Raw genomic sequence first — 20,320 nt, forward strand, 5'->3', positions numbered from 1 at the left:
TGATTTATGTTGTAGTCAGGCTCATTCCAGAGGAGGGCGATGAGCGGTTATATTTAGCGGGCTAATAATTTTACATGGAAATGCAAATGAGAAATATACGCATTCATATTTAACATGTAAACCAAAGAGAAAGTGTGTTTTCGGTTCATTCGCAGGCATAAAGGGGAATAATGGCGATGTATGCGGCAGTAAAACGATTTTTTGCTTAATAAATCGTGGCTTAAGGTTGAAAGAGCAGGTTTAACTCGACCATACTCTATACTCGCAGTGTGGCGCGGCGTAGCATGGCGCAACGCATGACTATTTGAAAAAGGAAAATGTCGTGGCAGAAGAAACTATTTTTAGCAAAATTATTCGTCGTGAGATCCCCTCCGATATCGTCTACCAGGATGATCTGGTAACGGCGTTTCGCGATATTTCGCCGCAAGCGCCAACGCATATTTTAATCATTCCTAATATCCTGATTCCTACCGTGAACGACGTCTCTGCCGAGCATGAGCAGGCGCTGGGACGCATGATCACAGTAGCGGCAAAAATCGCCGAGCAAGAAGGCATTGCCGAAGATGGCTATCGTCTGATCATGAACACCAACCGCCATGGCGGGCAAGAGGTCTACCACATTCATATGCACCTGCTGGGTGGTCGTCCTCTGGGGCCAATGCTGGCGCATAAAGGCCTGTAACGATGAGAAAAGGATGCTTTGGGCTGGTGTCTCTGGTGTTGTTATTGCTGGTAGGCTGTCGTTCACATCCGGAAATTCCGGTGAATGATGAACAGTCACTGGTGATGGAGTCATCTTTGCTGGCAGCGGGCATTAGCGCAGAAAAGCCCGTTCTTTCAACGTCTGATATTCAGCCTTCAGCATCCTCGACGCTTTATAACGAAAGGCAAGAACCCGTTACCGTTCATTATCGTTTTTACTGGTATGACGCCAGAGGGCTGGAGATGCATCCTCTGGAAACGCCGCGCAGCGTTACCATTCCCGCACGTTCGGCGGTAACTCTGTACGGCAGCGCCAATTATCTTGGGGCGCACAAAGTCAGACTTTATCTATATTTGTAAGGGGTGAATCTTGATGACAAAAATGAGTCGCTACGCCTTGATTACCGCGCTGGCGATGTTTCTCGCCGGGTGTGTGGGGCCACGTGAACCCGCACCGGTAGAAGAGGTGAAACCTGTGCCGGAGCAACCTGCCGAGCCGCAACAGCCAGAACCCACTGTACCATCGGTGCCGACGATCCCGCAGCAGCCAGGGCCAATTGAGCACGAAGACCAAACCGCACCACCTGCGCCGCATATTCGCCATTATGACTGGAATGGCGCAATGCAGCCGATGGTCAGTAAAATGCTTGGGGCCGATGGCGTGACCGCAGGCAGTGTCTTGCTGGTTGATAGCGTCAATAACCGCACCAATGGTTCTTTGAATACCGGGGAAGCGACAGAAACGCTGCGCAATGCACTGGCCAATAACGGTAAATTTACCCTTGTTTCCGCCCAGCAGCTTTCGATGGCCAAGCAGCAGTTAGGTTTGTCGCCGCAGGACAGCTTAGGCACCCGTAGTAAAGCCATTGGTATTGCTCGCAACGTTGGGGCTCATTATGTGCTTTACTCCAGCGCCTCTGGCAACGTTAACGCTCCGGCTCTGCAAATGCAGCTGATGCTGGTGCAAACGGGCGAAATTATCTGGTCGGGTAAAGGTGCCGTTCAGCAACAATAATCCCATCACGCGCGACGAATTATTGTCGCGCTATTTCCCGCAGTATCACCCCGTCGCGACGTTTAACAGTGGACTTAGCGGCGGGAGTTTTCTCATTGAACATCAGGATCAGCGTTTTATTGTGCGTCAGACTCACGATCCTGATGCGCCGCAGTCCGTGTTCCTGCGCCAGTATCGGGCGTTATCACAATTACCCGCCTGTCTTGCGCCACAGCCACATCTTTATCTCCGTGGCTGGATGGTGGTTGACTATTTGCCCGGCGAGGTAAAAACGCAATTGCCGGATACCGACGAACTGGCAGGCTTGCTGTATTATCTGCATCAACAACCGCGTTTTGGCTGGCGAATAACCCTGCTGCCGTTACTGGAACGGTACTGGCAGCGAAGCGATCCGGCACGGCGGACAGCAGGTTGGTTGCGACTATTAAAACGTCTGCGCAAAGCGCGCGAACCACAGCCGTTACGATTAAGTCCGTTGCATATGGATGTTCATGCCGGGAACTTAGTCTATACCTCGTCAGGGCTAAAGCTCATCGACTGGGAGTATGCCGGTGATGGCGATATCGCTCTGGAACTGGCGGCGGTGTGGGTGGAAAATAGTGAGCAACATCGGCAATTGGTTAATGACTATGCCGCGCGGGCGAATATTAATCCGGTGCATTTGTGGCATCAGGTCAGGCGCTGGTTTCCCTGGCTACTGATGCTGAAAGCAGGGTGGTTTGAGTACCGCTGGAAACAAACCGGCGATCAACAATTTATCAGGCTGGCCGATGACACCTGGCGGCAGCTATCAATAAAACAATAAGGAGAGCAGTGTGGGTCCAGTAATGTTGGATGTCGAAGGTTACGAACTGGACGCGGAAGAGCGCGAAATACTTGCGCATCCGCTGGTGGGAGGACTGATTCTCTTTACACGTAACTATCATGATCCGGCACAGTTGCGCGAACTGGTACGCCAGATCCGCGCAGCTTCACGCAATCACCTGGTGGTGGCGGTGGATCAGGAAGGTGGACGTGTGCAGCGTTTTCGTGACGATTTTACCCGCTTACCGGCGGCACAATCTTTTGCCGCGCTGTTGGGAATGGAAGAGGGGGGCAAACTGGCGCAAGAGGCAGGTTGGCTGATGGCCAGCGAAATGATCGCTATGGATATTGATATCAGCTTTGCGCCAGTGCTGGACGTAGGGCATATCAGCGCGGCGATTGGTGAGCGTTCTTATCATGCCGACCCAGAAAAAGCCCTCGCAATCGCCAGCCGGTTTATTGATGGTATGCATGAAGCCGGAATGAAAACCACCGGTAAACACTTTCCTGGCCACGGTGCAGTAACGGCAGACTCACACAAAGAGACGCCGTGCGACCCACGCCCGCAATCGGAGATTCGCGCTAAAGATATGTCGGTTTTCAGCACGTTAATTCGTGAAAATAAACTCGACGCCATTATGCCTGCGCATGTGATTTACAGCGATGTTGATCCGCGTCCGGCGAGCGGTTCTCCCCACTGGCTGAAAACTGTTTTACGTCAGGAGCTGGGGTTTGACGGCGTGATTTTCTCTGACGATTTATCGATGGAAGGCGCAGCGATTATGGGCAGTTATGCCGAGCGTGGACAGGCATCACTGGATGCAGGTTGCGATATGATCCTGGTCTGCAATAATCGTAAAGGAGCCGTCAGCGTGTTAGATAATCTGTCACCGATCAAGGCAGAACGTGTTACACGTTTGTATCATAAAGGTTCATTTTCGCGACAGGAACTGATGGACTCGGCTCGCTGGAAAGAGATCAGCGCCCGTCTGAATCAGTTACATGAACGCTGGCAGGAAGAGAAGGCAGGTCACTAACCCTGGCTTATGTGAGGAAGCGATGATTATCTATTTGCACGGTTTTGACTCTAACAGTCCGGGTAACCACGAGAAAGTCTTACAATTGCAGTTTATTGACCCGGATGTACGGCTAATAAGCTACAGCACCCGGCATCCGAAACATGATATGCAGCATCTGCTCAAAGAAGTGGACAAAATGCTGCAACTGAATGTCGATGAGCGCCCGCTCATTTGTGGCGTTGGTCTGGGCGGTTATTGGGCAGAGCGGATTGGTTTTCTCTGTGATATTCGCCAGGTGATCTTCAACCCCAATTTGTTCCCTTATGAGAACATGGAAGGGAAGATTGATCGCCCGGAAGAGTATGCCGATATTGCTACCAAGTGTGTGACCAACTTCCGCGAGAAGAATCGCGATCGTTGTCTGGTGATTTTATCGCGTAATGATGAAGCGCTTAACAGTCAGCGGACATCTGAAGAGTTGCATCATTATTACGAGATTGTCTGGGACGAAGAGCAGACGCACAAATTCAAAAATATCTCTCCGCATTTGCAGCGCATTAAAGCATTCAAAACCCTCGGTTAATTGGCATCGTCGCATCAGGTAACCTTGTTGGGTACCTGATGCGACCCGGATTCTATCGTTCGGAAAAGATGTCCATGCCGCATTCGACGGCCGTACACCAATGCCTGATGCGATGCTGCGCATCTTATCAGGCCTACCAAACGCCCTCCATATACGCCTCACCCTATATCACTCCTCCCTGGATTCGTTTAAATAATAAACAATAAACTCTGTTTTTTGATCTCAACAGGTAAATCAGCCTATCTTTTCAGCAACAAAACTTGATTAACATCAATTTTGGTATGACCAATGCACCATTCGTGTTATTCTCAATAGCGAAGAACATTTTCATTGCTGTAACCTGTTGTTAATTAAGAGCTATGTTAATAACTATTAGTTAACAATTGGTTAATAAATTTAAGGGGGTCACGTTGACTACGCCATTGAAAAAGATTGTGATTGTCGGCGGCGGTGCTGGTGGGCTGGAAATGGCAACACAGCTTGGAGATAAGCTGGGGCGCAAGAAAAAAGCCAAAATTACGTTGGTCGATCGTAACCACAGCCACCTGTGGAAACCGTTGCTGCACGAAGTGGCGACCGGATCGCTCGATGAAGGCGTCGATGCGCTGAGTTATCTGGCCCATGCTCGTAATCATGGTTTCCAGTTCCAGCTGGGTTCCGTGGTTGATATCGATCGTGAAGCGAAAACAATCACCATTGCAGAACTGCGCGACGAAAAAGGCGAATTGTTAGTTCCAGAGCGGAAAATTGCTTACGACACACTGGTGATGGCGCTGGGTAGCACCTCTAATGATTTCAACACGCCGGGCGTAAAAGAGAACTGCATTTTCCTCGATAATCCGCATCAGGCGCGTCGTTTCCATCAGGAGATGCTGAATCTGTTCCTGAAGTTTTCTGCCAACCTTGGCGCCAATGGTAAGGTGAATATTGCGATTGTTGGTGGCGGCGCGACCGGCGTAGAGCTCTCTGCTGAGTTGCACAATGCCGTGAAACAACTGCACAGTTACGGTTACAAAGGGCTGACCAACGAAGCCCTGAACGTTACTCTGGTGGAAGCGGGCGAGCGAATTTTGCCAGCGTTGCCGCCGCGTATCTCTGCTGCGGCTCACAATGAGTTAACGAAACTGGGTGTTCGCGTGCTGACGCAAACTATGGTTACCAGTGCCGATGAAGGTGGTTTGCACACTAAAGATGGCGAATATATTCAGGCCGATCTGATGGTGTGGGCTGCCGGGATAAAAGCCCCCGATTTCCTGAAAGATATTGGTGGTCTTGAAACCAACCGTATCAACCAACTGGTGGTGGAACCGACGCTGCAAACCACGCGCGATCCAGACATTTACGCGATTGGCGACTGTGCGTCATGCCCGCGTCCGGAAGGGGGCTTTGTACCGCCGCGCGCTCAGGCCGCACACCAGATGGCGACCTGCGCAATGAACAATATTCTGGCGCAGATGAACGGTAAGCAGCTGAAAAATTATCAGTATAAAGATCACGGTTCGCTGGTATCGCTGTCCAACTTCTCCACCGTTGGTAGCCTGATGGGTAACCTGACGCGTGGGTCAATGATGATTGAAGGGCGTATTGCGCGCTTTGTGTACATCTCGCTATACCGAATGCATCAGATTGCGCTACATGGCTACTTTAAAACCGGGTTAATGATGCTGGTGGGCAGTATCAACCGCGTTATCCGTCCGCGTCTGAAACTGCATTAATCGGCGTGCACTGGCGGATATGGCGTAAACGCCTTATCCGCCCTAAAGAAGCGGTACGAGCTGTAGGCCTGATAAGATGTGTTAAGCATCCTGTCAGGCATCCTTTCAGACTTCTCTGAATCCGTCTGCTTTTCCTGCTATTCCCACGTTTTTCATCTTCTGTCTGATAGCTGCTTTTCCCCTTCGCTTGCATGATTGTCATAACTGCAAAGAAGGAGGTGTTCCCGTGAATAAATCAATGTTGGCGGGTATCGGGATTGGTGTAGCGGCTGCGCTTGGCGTAGCGGCAGTGGCCAGTCTGAACGTGTTTGAACGTGGCCCGCAATACGCTCAGGTTGTTTCTGCAACCCCAATCAAGGAAACGGTTAAAACACCGCGTCAGGAGTGCCGCAATGTCACGGTGACCCATCGCCGACCGGTGCAGGATGAAAACCGCATTGCTGGTTCGGTCCTCGGGGCCGTCGCTGGCGGGGTGATAGGGCATCAGTTTGGTGGTGGTCGCGGTAAAGATGTCGCCACTGTTGTGGGGGCGCTGGGCGGCGGATATGCCGGTAACCAGATCCAGGGCTCTCTCCAGGAAAGCGATACTTACACTACCACGCAGCAGCGTTGTAAAACGGTGTATGACAAGTCAGAAAAAATGCTCGGTTATGACGTGACCTATAAGATTGGCGACCAGCAGGGCAAAATTCGGATGAACAGCGATCCGGGGACGCAAATCCCATTAGATAACAACGGGCAACTGGTTCTGAATAACAAAGTATAAAAAGGCTGTACTCTGCAATTTAGCCCCTCATTCGCTCAGGCTGAGGGGCTTTTTTTGCGTCTTACTTCACCAGTTCCGGCCATAAACGCAGCGTTGTTCGGGCAATCTGCATCAGTTTTTCCAGCGATGCGCCTTCGCGGGCGCTTATCGACATCCCCTGAATAATACAATTAAGAAATTCCGCAAGATGCGTTACGTCACAGTGGGCGGGAATTTCCCCGCGAGCCTGGCGTTGACTTAAAAACTGCTGCAAGGTGCGTTCTTGCATTGCGTGGCGTGATTTTACCGTATGAGCAATATCGCCAGAATTCGGTGAAAGCGTGGTGCAGTTGTTTATCATAAAGCAACCAGCTGGGGTGTCTTTGCTGGTAAAGCAGCTGGCGATGGCAGCGAAATAGTCTGCCAGTGCAGACTCCACGCTTTTTTCTTCACAAAACAACTGCGCTTCATGCCTGGCGGCAAAGCGATCGATATAACGGTCGAGTACGGCGCGGAATAACCCCTCTTTGTTGGTAAATTCTGCGTAGAGCGTTGGCGCTTTGGCTCCGGTCGCTTCGACGAGGTCTGCAAGGGAAGTCGCTTCATAACCGTGCTGCCAGAACAATTTCATGGCCTTATCAAGCGCGGCGTCCCTGTCGAACACTTTTGGGCGGCCACGGCTTTTTTTTACACAATGTGTTGAGTCTGTTGCCATGATGCCATTGTACCTGGTGGCTGTGAATGAATGGTTATTATAAAAATAATCACCTTCGTTCACCAGTCCAGAGAATAGAAAAATAAAAACTCTCTATTTAACTGAAATTTAAAGTTTTTTAATTTAATTAATGATTGTTATAAAAAACTTCTTGTATGTGATCCAGATCACATCTATCATTTAGTTATCGATCGTTAAGTAATTGCTTGCGATGCCATTCATCTGCATAAGGCCACTATTATGAAAAACGTAAAAACCTTCATCGCTGCGGCGATTTTAAGTTCCATGTCATTTGCCAGCTTTGCTGCTGTCGAAGTTCAGGCAACACCAGAAGGCCAACAAAAAGTGGGTACTATTAGTGCTAACGCGGGGACAAATCTGGGATCGCTGGAAGAACAACTAGCACAAAAAGCGGATGAGATGGGCGCAAAATCTTTCCGTATTACTTCAGTAACCGGTCCGAATACCCTCCACGGAACGGCAGTCATTTATAAATAAGCATTAACCCTCATTAATGCCCGCTATTGCTGCTTTTTTCCCCGCGACATGCTGTGTTGCGGGGATTTTTTTATCTGAAATTTACAGTGCTTGTGGGCTCAGTTGATGGCGGCGCACATCTACCGGCATTCCGGAACGCACGTCCATTACGCGCTGCATGACATCGGCGTCAGTTTGCGCGGCATCTTTAAATGACTGCATTGCACTGTTTAGCGTGATTGGCAGCAACTGCGGATCGTCATCAATCTTTTCTGACAGCGGCTGATGCACTTCAACCAGACGCGCACCGTTTGGTTCTGCAGAGACTTTAATCGGCGTGTTGATGATATTCACTTTGGTGCCTGGGGTGACCTGGCTAAAGAGAGTTTTGATATCGTCATCACGCAGACGAATACAGCCAGAACTTACCCGCATGCCAATGCCGAAATCGGCGTTCGTTCCGTGCAATAAATAAACGCCACCATAGGCCGCCAGACGAATCGCATGATGCCCCATTGGGTTATCCGGTCCAGCCGGAACGACCGCAGGCAACTCAATTCCCTGCGCTTTATAACGGGCGCGGATGTTCGCCGTAGGCGTCCAGGTTGGATTGGCACGTTTATCAGAAACGGTGGTCACCATTGTCGGTGTCAGCGTGTCACCCCCCAACTGACCAATGCCTATTGGGTACACGGTTACCGAATTTTTGCCCGGCGGGTAGTAATAGAGACGCAGCTCTGCAATGTTGATCACAATGCCTTCGCGTGGCGCATCTGGTAGTAAAGTTTGCAACGGAATGGTTAACACACTACCTGCGCGTGGTACATACGGATCAACGCCGGGGTTGGCCTGTAACAGCGCGAGAAAACCGACGTTATATTTTTTGGCGATGGCTTCCAGTGAACCACCATCATTTTCCACCACATGAAATTTGTTTTCGCCAACCAGACGACTGCCTGCAGGCGGCAGCGGCCAGGTATTAGCAGTTGCCGGTAGCGCCAGCGCTACGGCAGCGGCGAACGTAAAAAACGTTAGCCAGCGAGAAAAACGCATTTTGATCATCACCAAAAATCCATAAAAAATATAAGGTTATTGTAATAAAAAGATAAGCATGAATTATGAATGGTGGCTGTGTCGGGTAGTGCAGGGAAGTGCAAAGAATTTGTAAATGTTGGGGAGGTAGAGATGCCAGACAAAGTGATCGATGTTTCATGCCAAATGCGGCGTGAACGACTTAGCAGTTTGTAGGCCTGATAAGCGCAGCGCATCAGGCAGTTTTGCGTGGGTTAAATATCTAAAGGGGCGCAGAAACGCCCCCGATTTACCATTAAGCGATCGCGTTCTCTTCCAGCTCACGCATAAACTGACGGACCCATTCGATACGTGTTTTCCGATCGCTCAAATCCTGAATAAACTTCAGGCGCGTCGGACCATCAAGGCGATAATGCTGCGGCTGTTTTTGCAGCAAACCAATCAGCCAGGCTGGATTCACGTGATTCTTCTCGGCAAATTCGATCACGCCGCCTTTCTCATTACCTTCCAGCTTCCTGATCCCCAGCTTCTGCGCTTGCTGGCGCAAACGGGCAATATCCAGCAGGGTACGCGCCGGATCCGGCAGCAGACCGAAGCGATCGATAAGTTCGACTTTGATCTCTTCCAGTTCGTTTTCCGTTTTGGCACTGGCAATACGTTTATAGAACGACAAACGCGTATTCACGTCAGGGATGAAATCATCTGGCAATAGCGACGGCATCCGCAGCTCGACTTCTGTTTGCTGGCTGGTGAGATCTTCCAGCGACGGCTCGCGTCCGGCTTTCAGCGCATCAACGGCGTTTTCCAGCAACTCCATATACAGCGAGAAACCGATGGTTTCCATTGAGCCGCTCTGTTCTTCGCCAAGTAGTTCACCCGCGCCGCGGATCTCCAGATCGTGCGTTGCCAGGGCAAAGCCTGCGCCAAGGTCTTCCAGCGAAGCAATCGCTTCAAGACGTTTTTGCGCATCGGTGGTCATCGCTTTTGGATGCGGCGTCAGCAACCATGCATATGCCTGATGATGCGAACGTCCGACGCGACCGCGCAACTGGTGCAGCTGCGCCAGGCCGAAGTGATCCGCGCGTTCAATAATAATGGTGTTGGCGGTAGGGATGTCGATCCCGGTTTCGATAATCGTGGTACAAACCAGCACGTTGAAACGTTGATGATGGAAATCATTCATCACCCGTTCCAGTTCGCGCTCACGCATCTGCCCGTGACCGATGGCGATCCGCGCTTCTGGCACCAGTTCCGCCAGCCGTTCGGCGGCTTTCTGGATGTTTTCCACATCATTGTAGAGATAATAAACCTGACCCCCGCGCAGAACTTCACGCAGGACAGCTTCTCTTACCACCAGACTGTCATACTCGCGGACAAACGTTTTGACCGCCAGACGACGGGCGGGCGGCGTGGCGATAATCGACAGATCGCGCATTCCGCTCATCGCCATATTCAGCGTACGCGGGATTGGCGTAGCGGTAAGCGTCAGAATATCCACGTTCGCGCGCATCGCTTTAATGCGCTCTTTATGACGCACCCCGAAGCGGTGTTCTTCATCGACAATCAGCAAACCTAAATCTTTAAACTTAACGTCGCTTTGCAGCAGTTTGTGCGTGCCGATCAGAATATCGATTTTCCCTTCCGCCACTTCCGCTAAGATTTGCGTCTGTTCTTTGGCGCTGCGGAAACGGGAGATCATTTCGATGCGTACCGGCCAGTTGGCGAAACGGTCGCGGAAGTTATCGTAATGCTGTTGCGCGAGAAGGGTAGTGGGCACCAACACCGCCACCTGCTTGTGGTTCTCTACCGCCAGGAAAGCGGCACGCATCGCGACTTCTGTTTTACCAAAGCCAACATCGCCACACACCAGACGATCCATTGCCAGCGGCTGACACATGTCACTAAGCACTGCATTAATGGCTTGCGCCTGATCCGGTGTGGTTTCAAACGGGAAGCTATCGCAGAACAATTGATATTGCTCACGATCGTGTTTAAATGCGAAGCCCTCTTTGGCGGCGCGTTGAGCGTAGATATCCAGCAATTCCGCCGCCACATCACGCACTTTTTCCGCCGCTTTCTGCCGCGCCCGCGACCACGCATCGCCGCCCAGTTTATGCAGCGGGGCATTTTCTTCCGCGCCACCCGCGTAACGGCTAATCAGATGCAGTGACGACACCGGAACATACAGTTTGGCGTCGTTGGCATAGGTGAGCATCAGGTACTCGCCGGTAATGCCGCCCGCTTCCAGAGTTGTCATTCCGGCATAGCGCCCGACACCGTGTTCCAGATGCACCACCGGTTGACCAATATGCAGCTCCGCGAGGTTGCGGATCAGCGTGTCGGGGTTGATGGTGCGCCGTGAGTCCTGACGACGACGGGCAACGCGTTCACCGAGCAGATCGCTTTCGCAAATCAGCGCCAGATTACGTACCGTATCGACAAAACCATGCTCTGCGGCGCCAATCATCAGATAACGCCCACGGTCGATGGCTTCATCAAGACGCATAATGCGTTGCGGGGCGATTTTGATTCTGGCGAGCAGCTCACCCAGCGCTTCACGCCGTCCTTCACTTTCTACCGAGAACACCACCGGACCATCGAAGGATTCGAGGAACTTACGCAGCGCGTCCAGCGGCACTTTTTGTTGCGCCTGAACGGCCAGGTCAGGCAGTTTCTGGAAACCTAAATTGGCATTCGCTGCTTTTGTCGGTAAATGTTCAGTTTTTAGCTGTACACGCGGCCAGTTTTTCAGCTCTGAGAAGAGCTCGTCCACCCGCAGCCAGAGCGATTGTGGCGGCAGCAGTGGTCGCATCGGGTCGACGCCGCGATTCTCAAAACGCGCCAGCGTGTCTGCCTGGAAACGTTCGGCACTGTTTTCCAGATCGCCAGTATTCACCAGCAATGTATTAGCAGGGAAATAACTGAACAATGGCGGCAGCGGTTCGCTGAAGAATAGCGGCTGCCAGTACTCGATTCCGGCAGGTAATGTGCCTTTACTTACTTGCTGATAAATATGTTCCGGGTCGCGTTTTACTTCGAAAGAATCGCGCCACTGACTGCGGAACAGTTCAATCGCTGCTTTATCGGTCGGAAATTCGTGCGCGGGCAGCAGGTTGATGGCTTCAACTTCCTCCAGAGTGCGCTGGCTGTCGACGTCAAATACCCGCAGACTGTCGATTTCATCATCAAAGAAATCAAGACGATAAGGCAGTTCGCTGCCCATCGGGAAAAGATCCAGCAACGCGCCGCGCGTGGCGTATTCGCCGTGCTCCATAACCTGGTCAACATGGCGATATCCGGCGCTGTCCAGCTGCGTACGCAAGGCATCGCGAGATAACCGCTGACCTTTTTTCATTACCAGCGCGTGGCCGTGGAGAAAACTGTGCGGGCAAACACGCTGCATAAGCGTATTCACCGGAACAATCAGTACACCACGCTGCATCGTCGGTAGCTGGTAAAGAGTGGAAAGGCGTGAGGAGATAATGTCCTGATGAGGCGAAAAACTGTCGTAGGGAAGGGTTTCCCAGTCCGCCAGATTCATCACCATCTGGTCGGTGAACTGGCTGATTTCATCATGCAAACGCAGGGCATTTTGCATATCTGGCGCAATAAGCACCACCGGTCCGGCGTGACGTTCGGCAATTTCCGCTACCAGCGTCGCGCAGGCAGCTCCGGTTAAATCGCCCAGCAAACGCTGCTCACCCGCTTTGACGGGCAGCGTATAACGATATTGTTCAGGCATAACGGTTGTCAGAGTCTCGTTAGGATATGCCTCAACATATGGGGGCATATCTCTGATAAGCAATGCTGTTCATTATCCGTAATCGGCATGGTTTAGCAAATCGAATCGCCCCGGCAGGGGCGATGGCTTAACGAGAGTAACTGATGGCAGGCAGAGAAGGTGGGGAGAACAACAGGTCGCTGAATGCGCGTTGTGAAAATTTTCGTACCAGCAAGCCAGCCAGTGTACAAATCAACAAACTGACAAAGGGATAAACCAGCAGGAGCGCCAGTTCCACTTGCGGCGACCAGCGCCCCGCATTCATTTGCGGAATCAGACTTAAGCTGAATATTTCTACCAGAATGCGATGCGTGGTGTAGATAGCAATGGTGTTGGAACCAATCACATTCAGCAGGCTGGTGGAACGCATACCAAAACGCTGCTCGTACTGATAAAACAGCTTCATGATCACCACAATCGACACCAGCGACAGTAGTAGCGACACGTTAAACAACCAGACAGTAACTGCAAGAACAGCCAGAAGCGAAGCCAGCAGCAGATGGCGACGCAACGGCACTTCTTTAACACAGGTCATCAACGTTGCGCCAAACCATGCGCCAAGGCTGTAGTAAGGCAAATTGCGGATCACACTGTTCATTCCCCACCACGGCGTGGGAACAAAATTAATAGCCACACTCATCAGTACAAACAAGGCGAATAGTGGCAGCGCCAGACGGCTAAAAATTTTACACACCACGAAATAGACAATTAAAGCGTACAGATACCACAGGCTGGTGCTGGCGGTAATCATCCCGTGCAGGAACTCGCCAGTGGAATCAGCATACGCGGCATTGGAGGCATTGCTTAAATCGCGCTCAGGTGCCAGCCACTGATTCAGCGCACTTAGCGCCAGCCACTGCACCACACCCCAAAGTGCCAGTACCCAGAAGATGCTCCAGATACGTTTATCGAGACAATTTCCCCACCGCACACTGTCGATATAGCGGCGAATCAAATAGCCGGATATAAAGAAAAAGACCGGCATACGAAAGGGCGCAAGGTAAAGATTGAAATAGATCCAGCATTTGCTCAGGACTTCCGATAACGGATGCTGGAAAGTGGTCAGATGCGGATAAAAGGTAATTACCGAGTGATAAATCACCACCAGACAAATACATAACCCTTTGATCTGGTTAATCCATAGCTCTTTTTGTTTCATCAGGACAACACGCTCTTTTTATTTAACATGCGGTTGATCCTGCGGGGCGAGCCGCGTGGTGTAATGCGTATCTGTCTGTATTTGGTTATTTTTCAGATAAAGATCAGGTTACAAGGGAAATGAGAAAACGAGGCACTTTAGCCGATTGATTTACTAATACTTTTCAGATTAGCCCTGACGATCACTTACAGTTCAGACGTTTACCCATCCCGCTTTCGCTTATATACTCGTGTCTTTGCTAACAGCAACCAGACGGATTTCATGTACCAACCTGTCGCTCTATTTATTGGCCTGCGTTACATGCGTGGGCGTGCAGCGGATCGCTTCGGTCGTTTCGTCTCCTGGCTTTCTACCATCGGCATTACCCTCGGGGTGATGGCACTGGTTACAGTATTGTCAGTGATGAACGGCTTTGAGCGCGAGCTGCAGAACAACATCCTTGGCCTGATGCCACAGGCAATTCTCTCTTCTGAGCATGGCTCTCTTAACCCGCAGCAACTCCCGGAAACGGCAGTCAAACTGGACGGCGTTAATCGCGTCGCGCCTGTCACTACCGGTGATGTGGTACTGCAAAGCGCCCGTAGCGTGGCGGTCGGGGTGATGCTGGGTATCGACCCGGCGAAAAAAGATCCGCTAACGCCGTATCTGGTCAATGTGAAACAAACTGACCTCGAGCCGGGGAAATATAATGTCATCCTCGGCGAACAACTTGCCTCACAGTTGGGCGTCAATCGCGGTGATCAAATCCGCGTGATGGTGCCATCTGCCAGCCAGTTCACACCGATGGGGCGTATTCCAAGCCAGCGCTTGTTCAATGTGATTGGCACGTTTGCCGCTAACAGTGAAGTCGATGGCTATGAAATGCTGGTGAATATTGAGGATGCCTCGCGTCTGATGCGTTATCCGGCAGGCAATATTACCGGCTGGCGTTTGTGGCTGGATGAGCCGTTGAAAGTGGATTCTTTAAGCCAGCAAAAACTGCCAGAAGGCAGCAAATGGCAGGACTGGCGTGACCGTAAAGGCGAGCTGTTCCAGGCCGTACGCATGGAAAAAAATATGATGGGCTTGCTGTTGAGCCTGATTGTCGCTGTTGCGGCATTTAATATTATTACTTCGCTGGGGTTGATGGTGATGGAGAAGCAGGGCGAAGTGGCAATTCTTCAGACGCAGGGCCTGACTCCGCGTCAAATCATGATGGTCTTTATGGTGCAAGGGGCCAGCGCCGGGATTATCGGTGCAATCCTGGGGGCGGCGCTTGGCGCACTGCTTGCCAGCCAGTTGAATAATCTGATGCCGATAATCGGCGTCCTGCTTGATGGCGCGGCGCTGCCGGTCGCTATCGAACCTTTACAGGTCATTGTTATTGCGCTGGTGGCGATGGCTATCGCGCTGCTGTCTACGCTTTACCCTTCATGGCGCGCTGCCGCCACTCAACCCGCTGAGGCTTTACGTTATGAATAAGATCCTGTTGCAATGCGACAACCTGTGCAAACGCTATCAGGAAGGCAGTGTGCAAACCGATGTGCTGCACAATGTCAGTTTCAGCGTGGGCGAAGGTGAAATGATGGCGATCGTCGGTAGCTCTGGTTCTGGTAAAAGTACCTTGCTGCACCTGCTGGGCGGGCTGGATACGCCAACCTCCGGCGATGTGATTTTTAATGGTCAGCCAATGAGCAAACTGTCTTCGGCGGCGAAAGCGGAGTTGCGTAACCAGAAGCTGGGCTTTATTTATCAGTTTCACCACCTGCTGCCGGATTTTACCGCCCTGGAAAACGTGGCTATGCCGCTGCTGATTGGCAAGAAAAAGCCCGCTGAAATCAACAGCCGCGCGCTGGATATGCTAAAAGCGGTGGGGCTGGAGCATCGCGCGAATCACCGCCCGTCAGAGCTTTCCGGCGGTGAACGCCAGCGTGTGGCGATTGCCCGTGCGCTGGTCAATAACCCGCGGCTGGTACTGGCGGATGAGCCTACCGGTAACCTTGACGCGCGTAACGCAGACAGCATCTTCCAGTTGCTTGGTGAGTTGAATCGCTTGCAGGGTACCGCTTTCCTGGTGGTTACTCACGACCTGCAACTGGCGAAACGTATGAGTCGCCAGCTGGAGATGCGTGATGGTCGTCTGACGGCGGAACTGAGCCTGATGGGGGCGGAGTAATGGCGATGCCTTTATCGTTATTAATTGGCCTGCGTTTTAGTCGCGGACGGCGACGTGGAGGCATGGTGTCTCTGATCTCCGTCATTTCTACCGTGGGTATTGCACTTGGCGTAGCGGTATTGATCGTCGGCTTAAGCGCAATGAATGGCTTTGAACGCGAATTGAATAACCGCATTCTGGCGGTAGTACCGCACGGTGAAATTGAAGCGGTGAGTCAGCCGTGGACTAACTGGCAGGAAGCACTGGATAAAGTGCAAAAAGTGCCGGGTATTGCCGCCGCTGCGCCGTATATCAACTTCACCGGACTGGTGGAGAGCGGTGCGAATCTGCGCGCGCTGCAGGTTAAAGGCGTTGATCCGCAACAGGAACAGCGTCTGAGCGCGCTGCCCTCGTTTGTCCAGGGCGATGCCTGGAACAATTTCAAAGCGGGCGAACAGCAGATTATCATTGGTAAAGGGGTGGCGGATGCGCTGAAAGTGAAGCAGGGGGATTGGGTGTCAATTATGATCCCGAATTCGAATCCCGAGCATAAACTGATGCAGCCGAAACGCGTGCGTTTGCACGTTGCGGGTATTTTGCAGTTGAGTGGCCAACTCGATCACAGTTTTGCCATGATCCCGCTGGCGGATGCCCAACAATATCTTGATATGGGTTCCAGTGTGTCAGGTATTGCCCTTAAAATGACGGATGTTTTTAACGCCAACAAGCTGGTGCGCGACGCGGGTGAAGTAACCAACAGCTACGTTTATATTAAAAGCTGGATAGGTACTTACGGCTATATGTATCGCGATATCCAGATGATCCGCGCCATTATGTATCTGGCGATGGTACTGGTGATTGGCGTGGCCTGTTTCAATATCGTCTCCACCTTAGTGATGGCAGTAAAAGACAAGAGTGGTGATATTGCAGTATTAAGAACGCTGGGCGCCAAAGACGGTTTAATTCGCGCCATCTTTGTCTGGTATGGATTACTGGCAGGGCTGTTTGGCAGTCTGTGTGGCGTGATTATCGGCGTAGTGGTTTCACTGCAACTTACCCCGATTATTGAGTGGATTGAGGAGCAGATCGGTCATCAGTTCCTCTCCAGCGATATCTATTTTATTGACTTCCTGCCATCGGAATTGCACTGGCTGGATGTCTTCTACGTACTGGTCACAGCATTATTGCTGAGTCTTTTGGCAAGTTGGTATCCGGCGCGGCGCGCCAGCAATATTGACCCTGCGCGAGTCCTTAGCGGCCAGTAAAGGCAGTACATTAAAACAAGGAGCGGCAATGTATTACGGGTTTGATATTGGTGGAACAAAAATTGCGCTAGGTGTGTTTGATAGCGGTCGGCATTTGCAGTGGGAAAAGCGGGTGCCGACACCGCGTGACAGCTATGACGCATTTTTAGATGCTGTGTGTGAGCTGGTGGCCGAAGCCGATCAGCGTTTTGGCTGTAAAGGTTCTGTCGGCATCGGTATTCCGGGAATGCCGGAAACAGAAGATGGCACGCTGTATGCCGCCAATGTCCCCGCCGCCAGCGGTAAACCGCTACGCGCCGATCTGAGCGCACGCCTTGAACGTGATGTGCGTCTTAATAACGACGCCAACTGCTTTGCCCTTTCTGAAGCCTGGGACGATGAATTTACCCAATATCCGTTGGTGATGGGACTGATCCTGGGGACTGGCGTTGGCGGTGGACTGGTATTCAACGGTAAGGCGGTAACGGGTAAAAGCTATATTACTGGTGAATTTGGGCATATGCGCCTTCCCGTCGATGCGTTAACCATGATGGGGCTGGATTTCCCGTTACGCCGCTGTGGTTGCGGCCAGCATGGCTGCATTGAAAATTATCTGTCTGGTCGCGGTTTTGCGTGGTTGTATCAACACTATTATCATCAACCGTTGCAGGCCCCCGAAATCATCGCCCGTTATGATCAAGGTGATGAGCAGGCAAGGGCGCACGTTGAGCGTTACCTGGATTTATTAGCGGTTTGTCTGGGAAATATCCTGACCATTGTTGATCCCGATCTGGTGGTTATTGGCGGTGGCTTATCGAATTTCCCGGCAATAACAACGCAACTGGCGGAAAGACTGCCTCGTCATCTCTTACCTGTAGCTCGTGTTCCGCGCATTGAACGCGCGCGCCACGGTGATGCAGGCGGAATGCGTGGAGCTGCCTTCCTACATCTCACCGATTAAACTACAGAGGTTGCTATGCTGTCGCGTCGGGGTCATCGGTTAAGTCGTTTTCGTAAAAATAAACGCCGCCTGCGTGAGCGTTTACGTCAGCGTATTTTTTTCAGAGATAAAGTGGTGTCGGAAGCAATGGAAAAACCAAGAGTACTCGTGCTGACAGGGGCAGGGATTTCTGCGGAATCAGGGATTCGTACCTTTCGTGCTGCAGATGGCCTGTGGGAAGAACATCGGGTTGAAGATGTGGCTACACCGGAAGGTTTTGATCGCGATCCTGAACTGGTGCAAGCGTTTTATAACGCCCGTCGCCGTCAGCTACAGCAGCCAGAAATTCAGCCTAACGCCGCGCATCTTGCGCTGGCTAAACTGCAAGACGCCCTCGGCGATCGCTTTTTGCTGGTGACGCAGAATATCGATAATCTGCATGAACGCGCAGGTAATACCAATGTGATTCATATGCATGGGGAACTGCTGAAAGTACGTTGTTCGCAAAGTGGTCAGGTTCTCGACTGGACCGGAGACGTCACGCCAGCAGACAAATGTCATTGCTGCCAGTTCCCGGCTCCGCTGCGCCCACACGTAGTGTGGTTTGGCGAAATGCCACTCGGCATGGATGAAATTTATACGGCGTTGTCGATGGCCGATATTTTCATTGCTATTGGCACATCCGGGCATGTTTATCCGGCTGCTGGGTTTGTCCACGAAGCGAAGCTGCATGGCGCGCATACGGTTGAACTCAATCTCGAACCGAGTCAGGTCGGTAATGAATTTGCCGAGAAATATTACGGCCCGGCAAGCCAGGTGGTGCCTGAGTTTGTTGAAAAGTTGCTGAAGGGATTATAAAGCAGGAGTAATTGCCTGATGCGCTACGCTTATCAGGCCTACGAGAGAAGCGCAATTTATTGAATTTGCACGATGTTGTAGGCCTGATAAGGCGTTCACGCCGCATCCGGCATAATACACGCGCACTTTACCTGCCTCTTTTACCGTTTACTCGTCCATAACAACGCGGCAATAAATGTACAGACACCAATTAGCCCTGCCCAGAGTGGCGATATTCTGGTAATCGCAAAGCTGTCATCGATATACAAACATAAAGCCTGATAACCCATATTGGCAACAGTCATCGCCACTGCAAACTTTAATGCATAATTAAGGCGCGTTGTGTAGTTAAAAAATGCAGTAAAGACGATGAATGCAACCGCCCAGGCAAAAAGGCCTAATGTCGTGGTACTACCGGGAGGATCATTCTCCTGCTGTTGTCCGGGATGCGGATAATATGTCAGTGGCGGCGTCGGTTGTTTTAATATCTGTGCTTGTAAAATATCCAGTGCATTATTGATTCCCTGATACCAGAGATCTGCATGTAAATAAGCCAGAGTGTGATTTTCTACCAGAAGGCCGAGATGTTTATCGTCCATGCTGCTTTCAACCTGGCCGTTGGTTATCATAATTAACCGTGGCTCGCGGGTAGTAAAAAGTAACAGAACACTTCCTTTTACATCACTCAATGAAGATGACGCATGCGCCAGCATCGCTTTGCCATTTTGCCTGAAGCTTGCTTCATTAACGCCAGGTACAACCACGATAAACGGCGCAATCCCGGTTTGTTGACGAAAAAGCTCGGCTTTATGCGCGATCTCTTCAGCATCCGGTACAGTACCTGTAACATCCGTAAAAAGTGTCTTCATTATTGGAATCAATGGCTTACTGGTTGCTGTCAGAGGCAGGAGTATCAGTAAACTGAGCAGTATAATGAATTTTTTCATGGGCGGGACTTCCGTTTCCTGTGTGTCTTTTTAGAGGAGGGCATACTGATTAATAAACCGACGGTGATAAAAATAACGCCCATAATGCCGATAAACCCCCATTTAAAGAAATTAACCCACGGGTTATTTATCTCAGCCTTTTCAGGATGTCCTGGAGAATAATAAACATTAACTTTATCGCCTTCGCTGTCTTCATAAAAATCGCTGCCGATACTCGAATTGAAAATTAGCGTGTAATCTGGCGTCGGGCGAAAGGCAACGACGGGATACCACGAACCATTTTTACCCGTGCGATGAGAATGACTGGAGTGCCAGACGGTATCAACAATGACGCCTTCGGTATGAATCGCGTCTTTGCTATAGGTGAACTGGTTATAAAAGATCACAACAGAAATGAGGATCAGTACCAGACCGATACCGAGGAATATACGAAAGAAAACTTTACTGTCCTGACTCATTAGTCACATCCTT

The 20,320-nt window shown here is 51.1% G+C and carries 20 protein-coding genes; 14 read left to right on the top strand and 6 right to left on the bottom strand.

What is annotated here, in order from left to right; all coding sequences use genetic code 11:
• Positions 1–322 precede the first annotated feature (322 nt).
• From hinT to H9644_RS08280, 8 genes are all read left to right on the top strand, one after another.
• Positions 323–682 (top strand): purine nucleoside phosphoramidase, encoded by a 360-nt coding sequence (hinT, locus tag H9644_RS08245; protein ID WP_000807125.1) that lies wholly within the window; start codon positions 323–325, stop codon positions 680–682.
• A gap of 2 nt (positions 683–684) precedes the next feature.
• A complete protein-coding gene (locus tag H9644_RS08250; RefSeq protein ID WP_064528588.1) occupies positions 685–1,062 on the top strand; it encodes a YcfL family protein in 378 nt (125 codons plus the stop codon).
• A gap of 13 nt (positions 1,063–1,075) precedes the next feature.
• Positions 1,076–1,717, top strand: a complete 642-nt coding sequence (gene lpoB, locus H9644_RS08255) for a penicillin-binding protein activator LpoB (RefSeq protein ID WP_064528590.1) — start codon at positions 1,076–1,078, stop codon at positions 1,715–1,717.
• Complete coding sequence (thiK, locus tag H9644_RS08260; protein ID WP_064528593.1) at positions 1,698–2,522, top strand: thiamine kinase; 825 nt, start codon at positions 1,698–1,700, stop codon at positions 2,520–2,522. The genes lpoB and thiK overlap by 20 nt, the downstream gene beginning before the upstream one ends.
• 10 nt (positions 2,523–2,532) lie before the next feature.
• Positions 2,533–3,558, top strand: coding sequence for a beta-N-acetylhexosaminidase (gene nagZ, locus H9644_RS08265; protein ID WP_064528595.1), 1,026 nt, complete (start codon positions 2,533–2,535; stop codon positions 3,556–3,558).
• A 22-nt stretch (positions 3,559–3,580) separates the two neighbouring features.
• Positions 3,581–4,123, top strand: coding sequence for an alpha/beta hydrolase YcfP (ycfP, locus tag H9644_RS08270; protein ID WP_000587933.1), 543 nt, complete (start codon positions 3,581–3,583; stop codon positions 4,121–4,123).
• A gap of 410 nt (positions 4,124–4,533) precedes the next feature.
• Positions 4,534–5,838 carry an NADH-quinone dehydrogenase gene (gene ndh / locus H9644_RS08275; protein ID WP_191774133.1) on the top strand — a complete coding sequence of 435 codons (1,305 nt, stop codon included), beginning with the start codon at positions 4,534–4,536 and terminating at the stop codon, positions 5,836–5,838.
• 226 nt (positions 5,839–6,064) lie between these two features.
• Complete coding sequence (locus H9644_RS08280; protein WP_064528599.1) at positions 6,065–6,604, top strand: glycine zipper 2TM domain-containing protein; 540 nt, start codon at positions 6,065–6,067, stop codon at positions 6,602–6,604.
• A gap of 61 nt (positions 6,605–6,665) precedes the next feature.
• On the opposite strand, the gene comR is transcribed toward H9644_RS08280, so the two are convergent.
• A complete protein-coding gene (gene comR / locus H9644_RS08285) occupies positions 6,666–7,298 on the bottom strand; it encodes a TetR family copper-responsive transcriptional repressor ComR (protein ID WP_191774136.1) in 633 nt (210 codons plus the stop codon).
• 240 nt (positions 7,299–7,538) lie between these two features.
• Here comR and bhsA point away from each other — a divergent pair, with 240 nt between their 5' ends.
• Positions 7,539–7,796 (top strand): multiple stress resistance protein BhsA, encoded by a 258-nt coding sequence (gene bhsA, locus H9644_RS08290; RefSeq protein WP_191774138.1) that lies wholly within the window; start codon positions 7,539–7,541, stop codon positions 7,794–7,796.
• Positions 7,797–7,877: 81 nt separating this feature from the next.
• Here bhsA and ldtC read toward each other — a convergent pair whose 3' ends face one another.
• From ldtC to H9644_RS08305, 3 genes are all read right to left on the bottom strand, one after another.
• On the bottom strand, positions 7,878–8,840 hold the full coding sequence (gene ldtC / locus H9644_RS08295) for a L,D-transpeptidase LdtC (protein ID WP_191774140.1): 963 nt from the start codon (positions 8,838–8,840) through the stop codon (positions 7,878–7,880).
• A 262-nt stretch (positions 8,841–9,102) separates the two neighbouring features.
• Entirely contained in the window at positions 9,103–12,549 is a 3,447-nt protein-coding gene (mfd, locus tag H9644_RS08300) for a transcription-repair coupling factor (RefSeq protein ID WP_191774142.1), read from the bottom strand.
• Between the two features lie 127 nt (positions 12,550–12,676).
• Positions 12,677–13,747: an acyltransferase family protein gene (locus tag H9644_RS08305; protein ID WP_191774144.1), complete on the bottom strand. Its 1,071-nt coding sequence runs from the start codon at positions 13,745–13,747 to the stop codon at positions 12,677–12,679.
• A 261-nt stretch (positions 13,748–14,008) separates the two neighbouring features.
• Here H9644_RS08305 and lolC point away from each other — a divergent pair, with 261 nt between their 5' ends.
• Genes lolC through cobB form a run of 5 tightly spaced genes read left to right on the top strand, consistent with a single transcriptional unit; the run spans position 14,009 to position 18,923 of the window.
• Positions 14,009–15,208, top strand: a complete 1,200-nt coding sequence (gene lolC, locus H9644_RS08310; protein ID WP_191774146.1) for a lipoprotein-releasing ABC transporter permease subunit LolC — start codon at positions 14,009–14,011, stop codon at positions 15,206–15,208.
• The gene (gene lolD / locus H9644_RS08315; RefSeq protein WP_001033692.1) at positions 15,201–15,902 is read left to right on the top strand and encodes a lipoprotein-releasing ABC transporter ATP-binding protein LolD; all 702 of its coding nucleotides are present in this window, start codon (positions 15,201–15,203) and stop codon (positions 15,900–15,902) included. The genes lolC and lolD overlap by 8 nt, the downstream gene beginning before the upstream one ends.
• On the top strand, positions 15,902–17,146 hold the full coding sequence (gene lolE / locus H9644_RS08320) for a lipoprotein-releasing ABC transporter permease subunit LolE (protein ID WP_064528610.1): 1,245 nt from the start codon (positions 15,902–15,904) through the stop codon (positions 17,144–17,146). Before lolD ends, lolE begins: the two co-directional genes overlap by 1 nt.
• Before the next feature lie 28 nt (positions 17,147–17,174).
• Positions 17,175–18,086, top strand: coding sequence for an N-acetylglucosamine kinase (gene nagK / locus H9644_RS08325; protein ID WP_064528611.1), 912 nt, complete (start codon positions 17,175–17,177; stop codon positions 18,084–18,086).
• Positions 18,087–18,101: 15 nt separating this feature from the next.
• Positions 18,102–18,923, top strand: a complete 822-nt coding sequence (cobB, locus tag H9644_RS08330; protein ID WP_191774148.1) for a Sir2 family NAD+-dependent deacetylase — start codon at positions 18,102–18,104, stop codon at positions 18,921–18,923.
• Positions 18,924–19,063: 140 nt separating this feature from the next.
• Here cobB and H9644_RS08335 read toward each other — a convergent pair whose 3' ends face one another.
• Positions 19,064–19,849, bottom strand: coding sequence for a TPM domain-containing protein (locus H9644_RS08335; RefSeq protein WP_191774150.1), 786 nt, complete (start codon positions 19,847–19,849; stop codon positions 19,064–19,066).
• Complete coding sequence (locus H9644_RS08340) at positions 19,846–20,307, bottom strand: DUF3592 domain-containing protein (RefSeq protein ID WP_191774153.1); 462 nt, start codon at positions 20,305–20,307, stop codon at positions 19,846–19,848. Before H9644_RS08340 ends, H9644_RS08335 begins: the two co-directional genes overlap by 4 nt.
• Positions 20,308–20,320 lie beyond the last annotated feature (13 nt).

The organism is Escherichia whittamii, assembly GCF_014836715.1.
GTDB classification, from domain to species: Bacteria; Pseudomonadota; Gammaproteobacteria; order Enterobacterales; family Enterobacteriaceae; genus Escherichia; species Escherichia whittamii.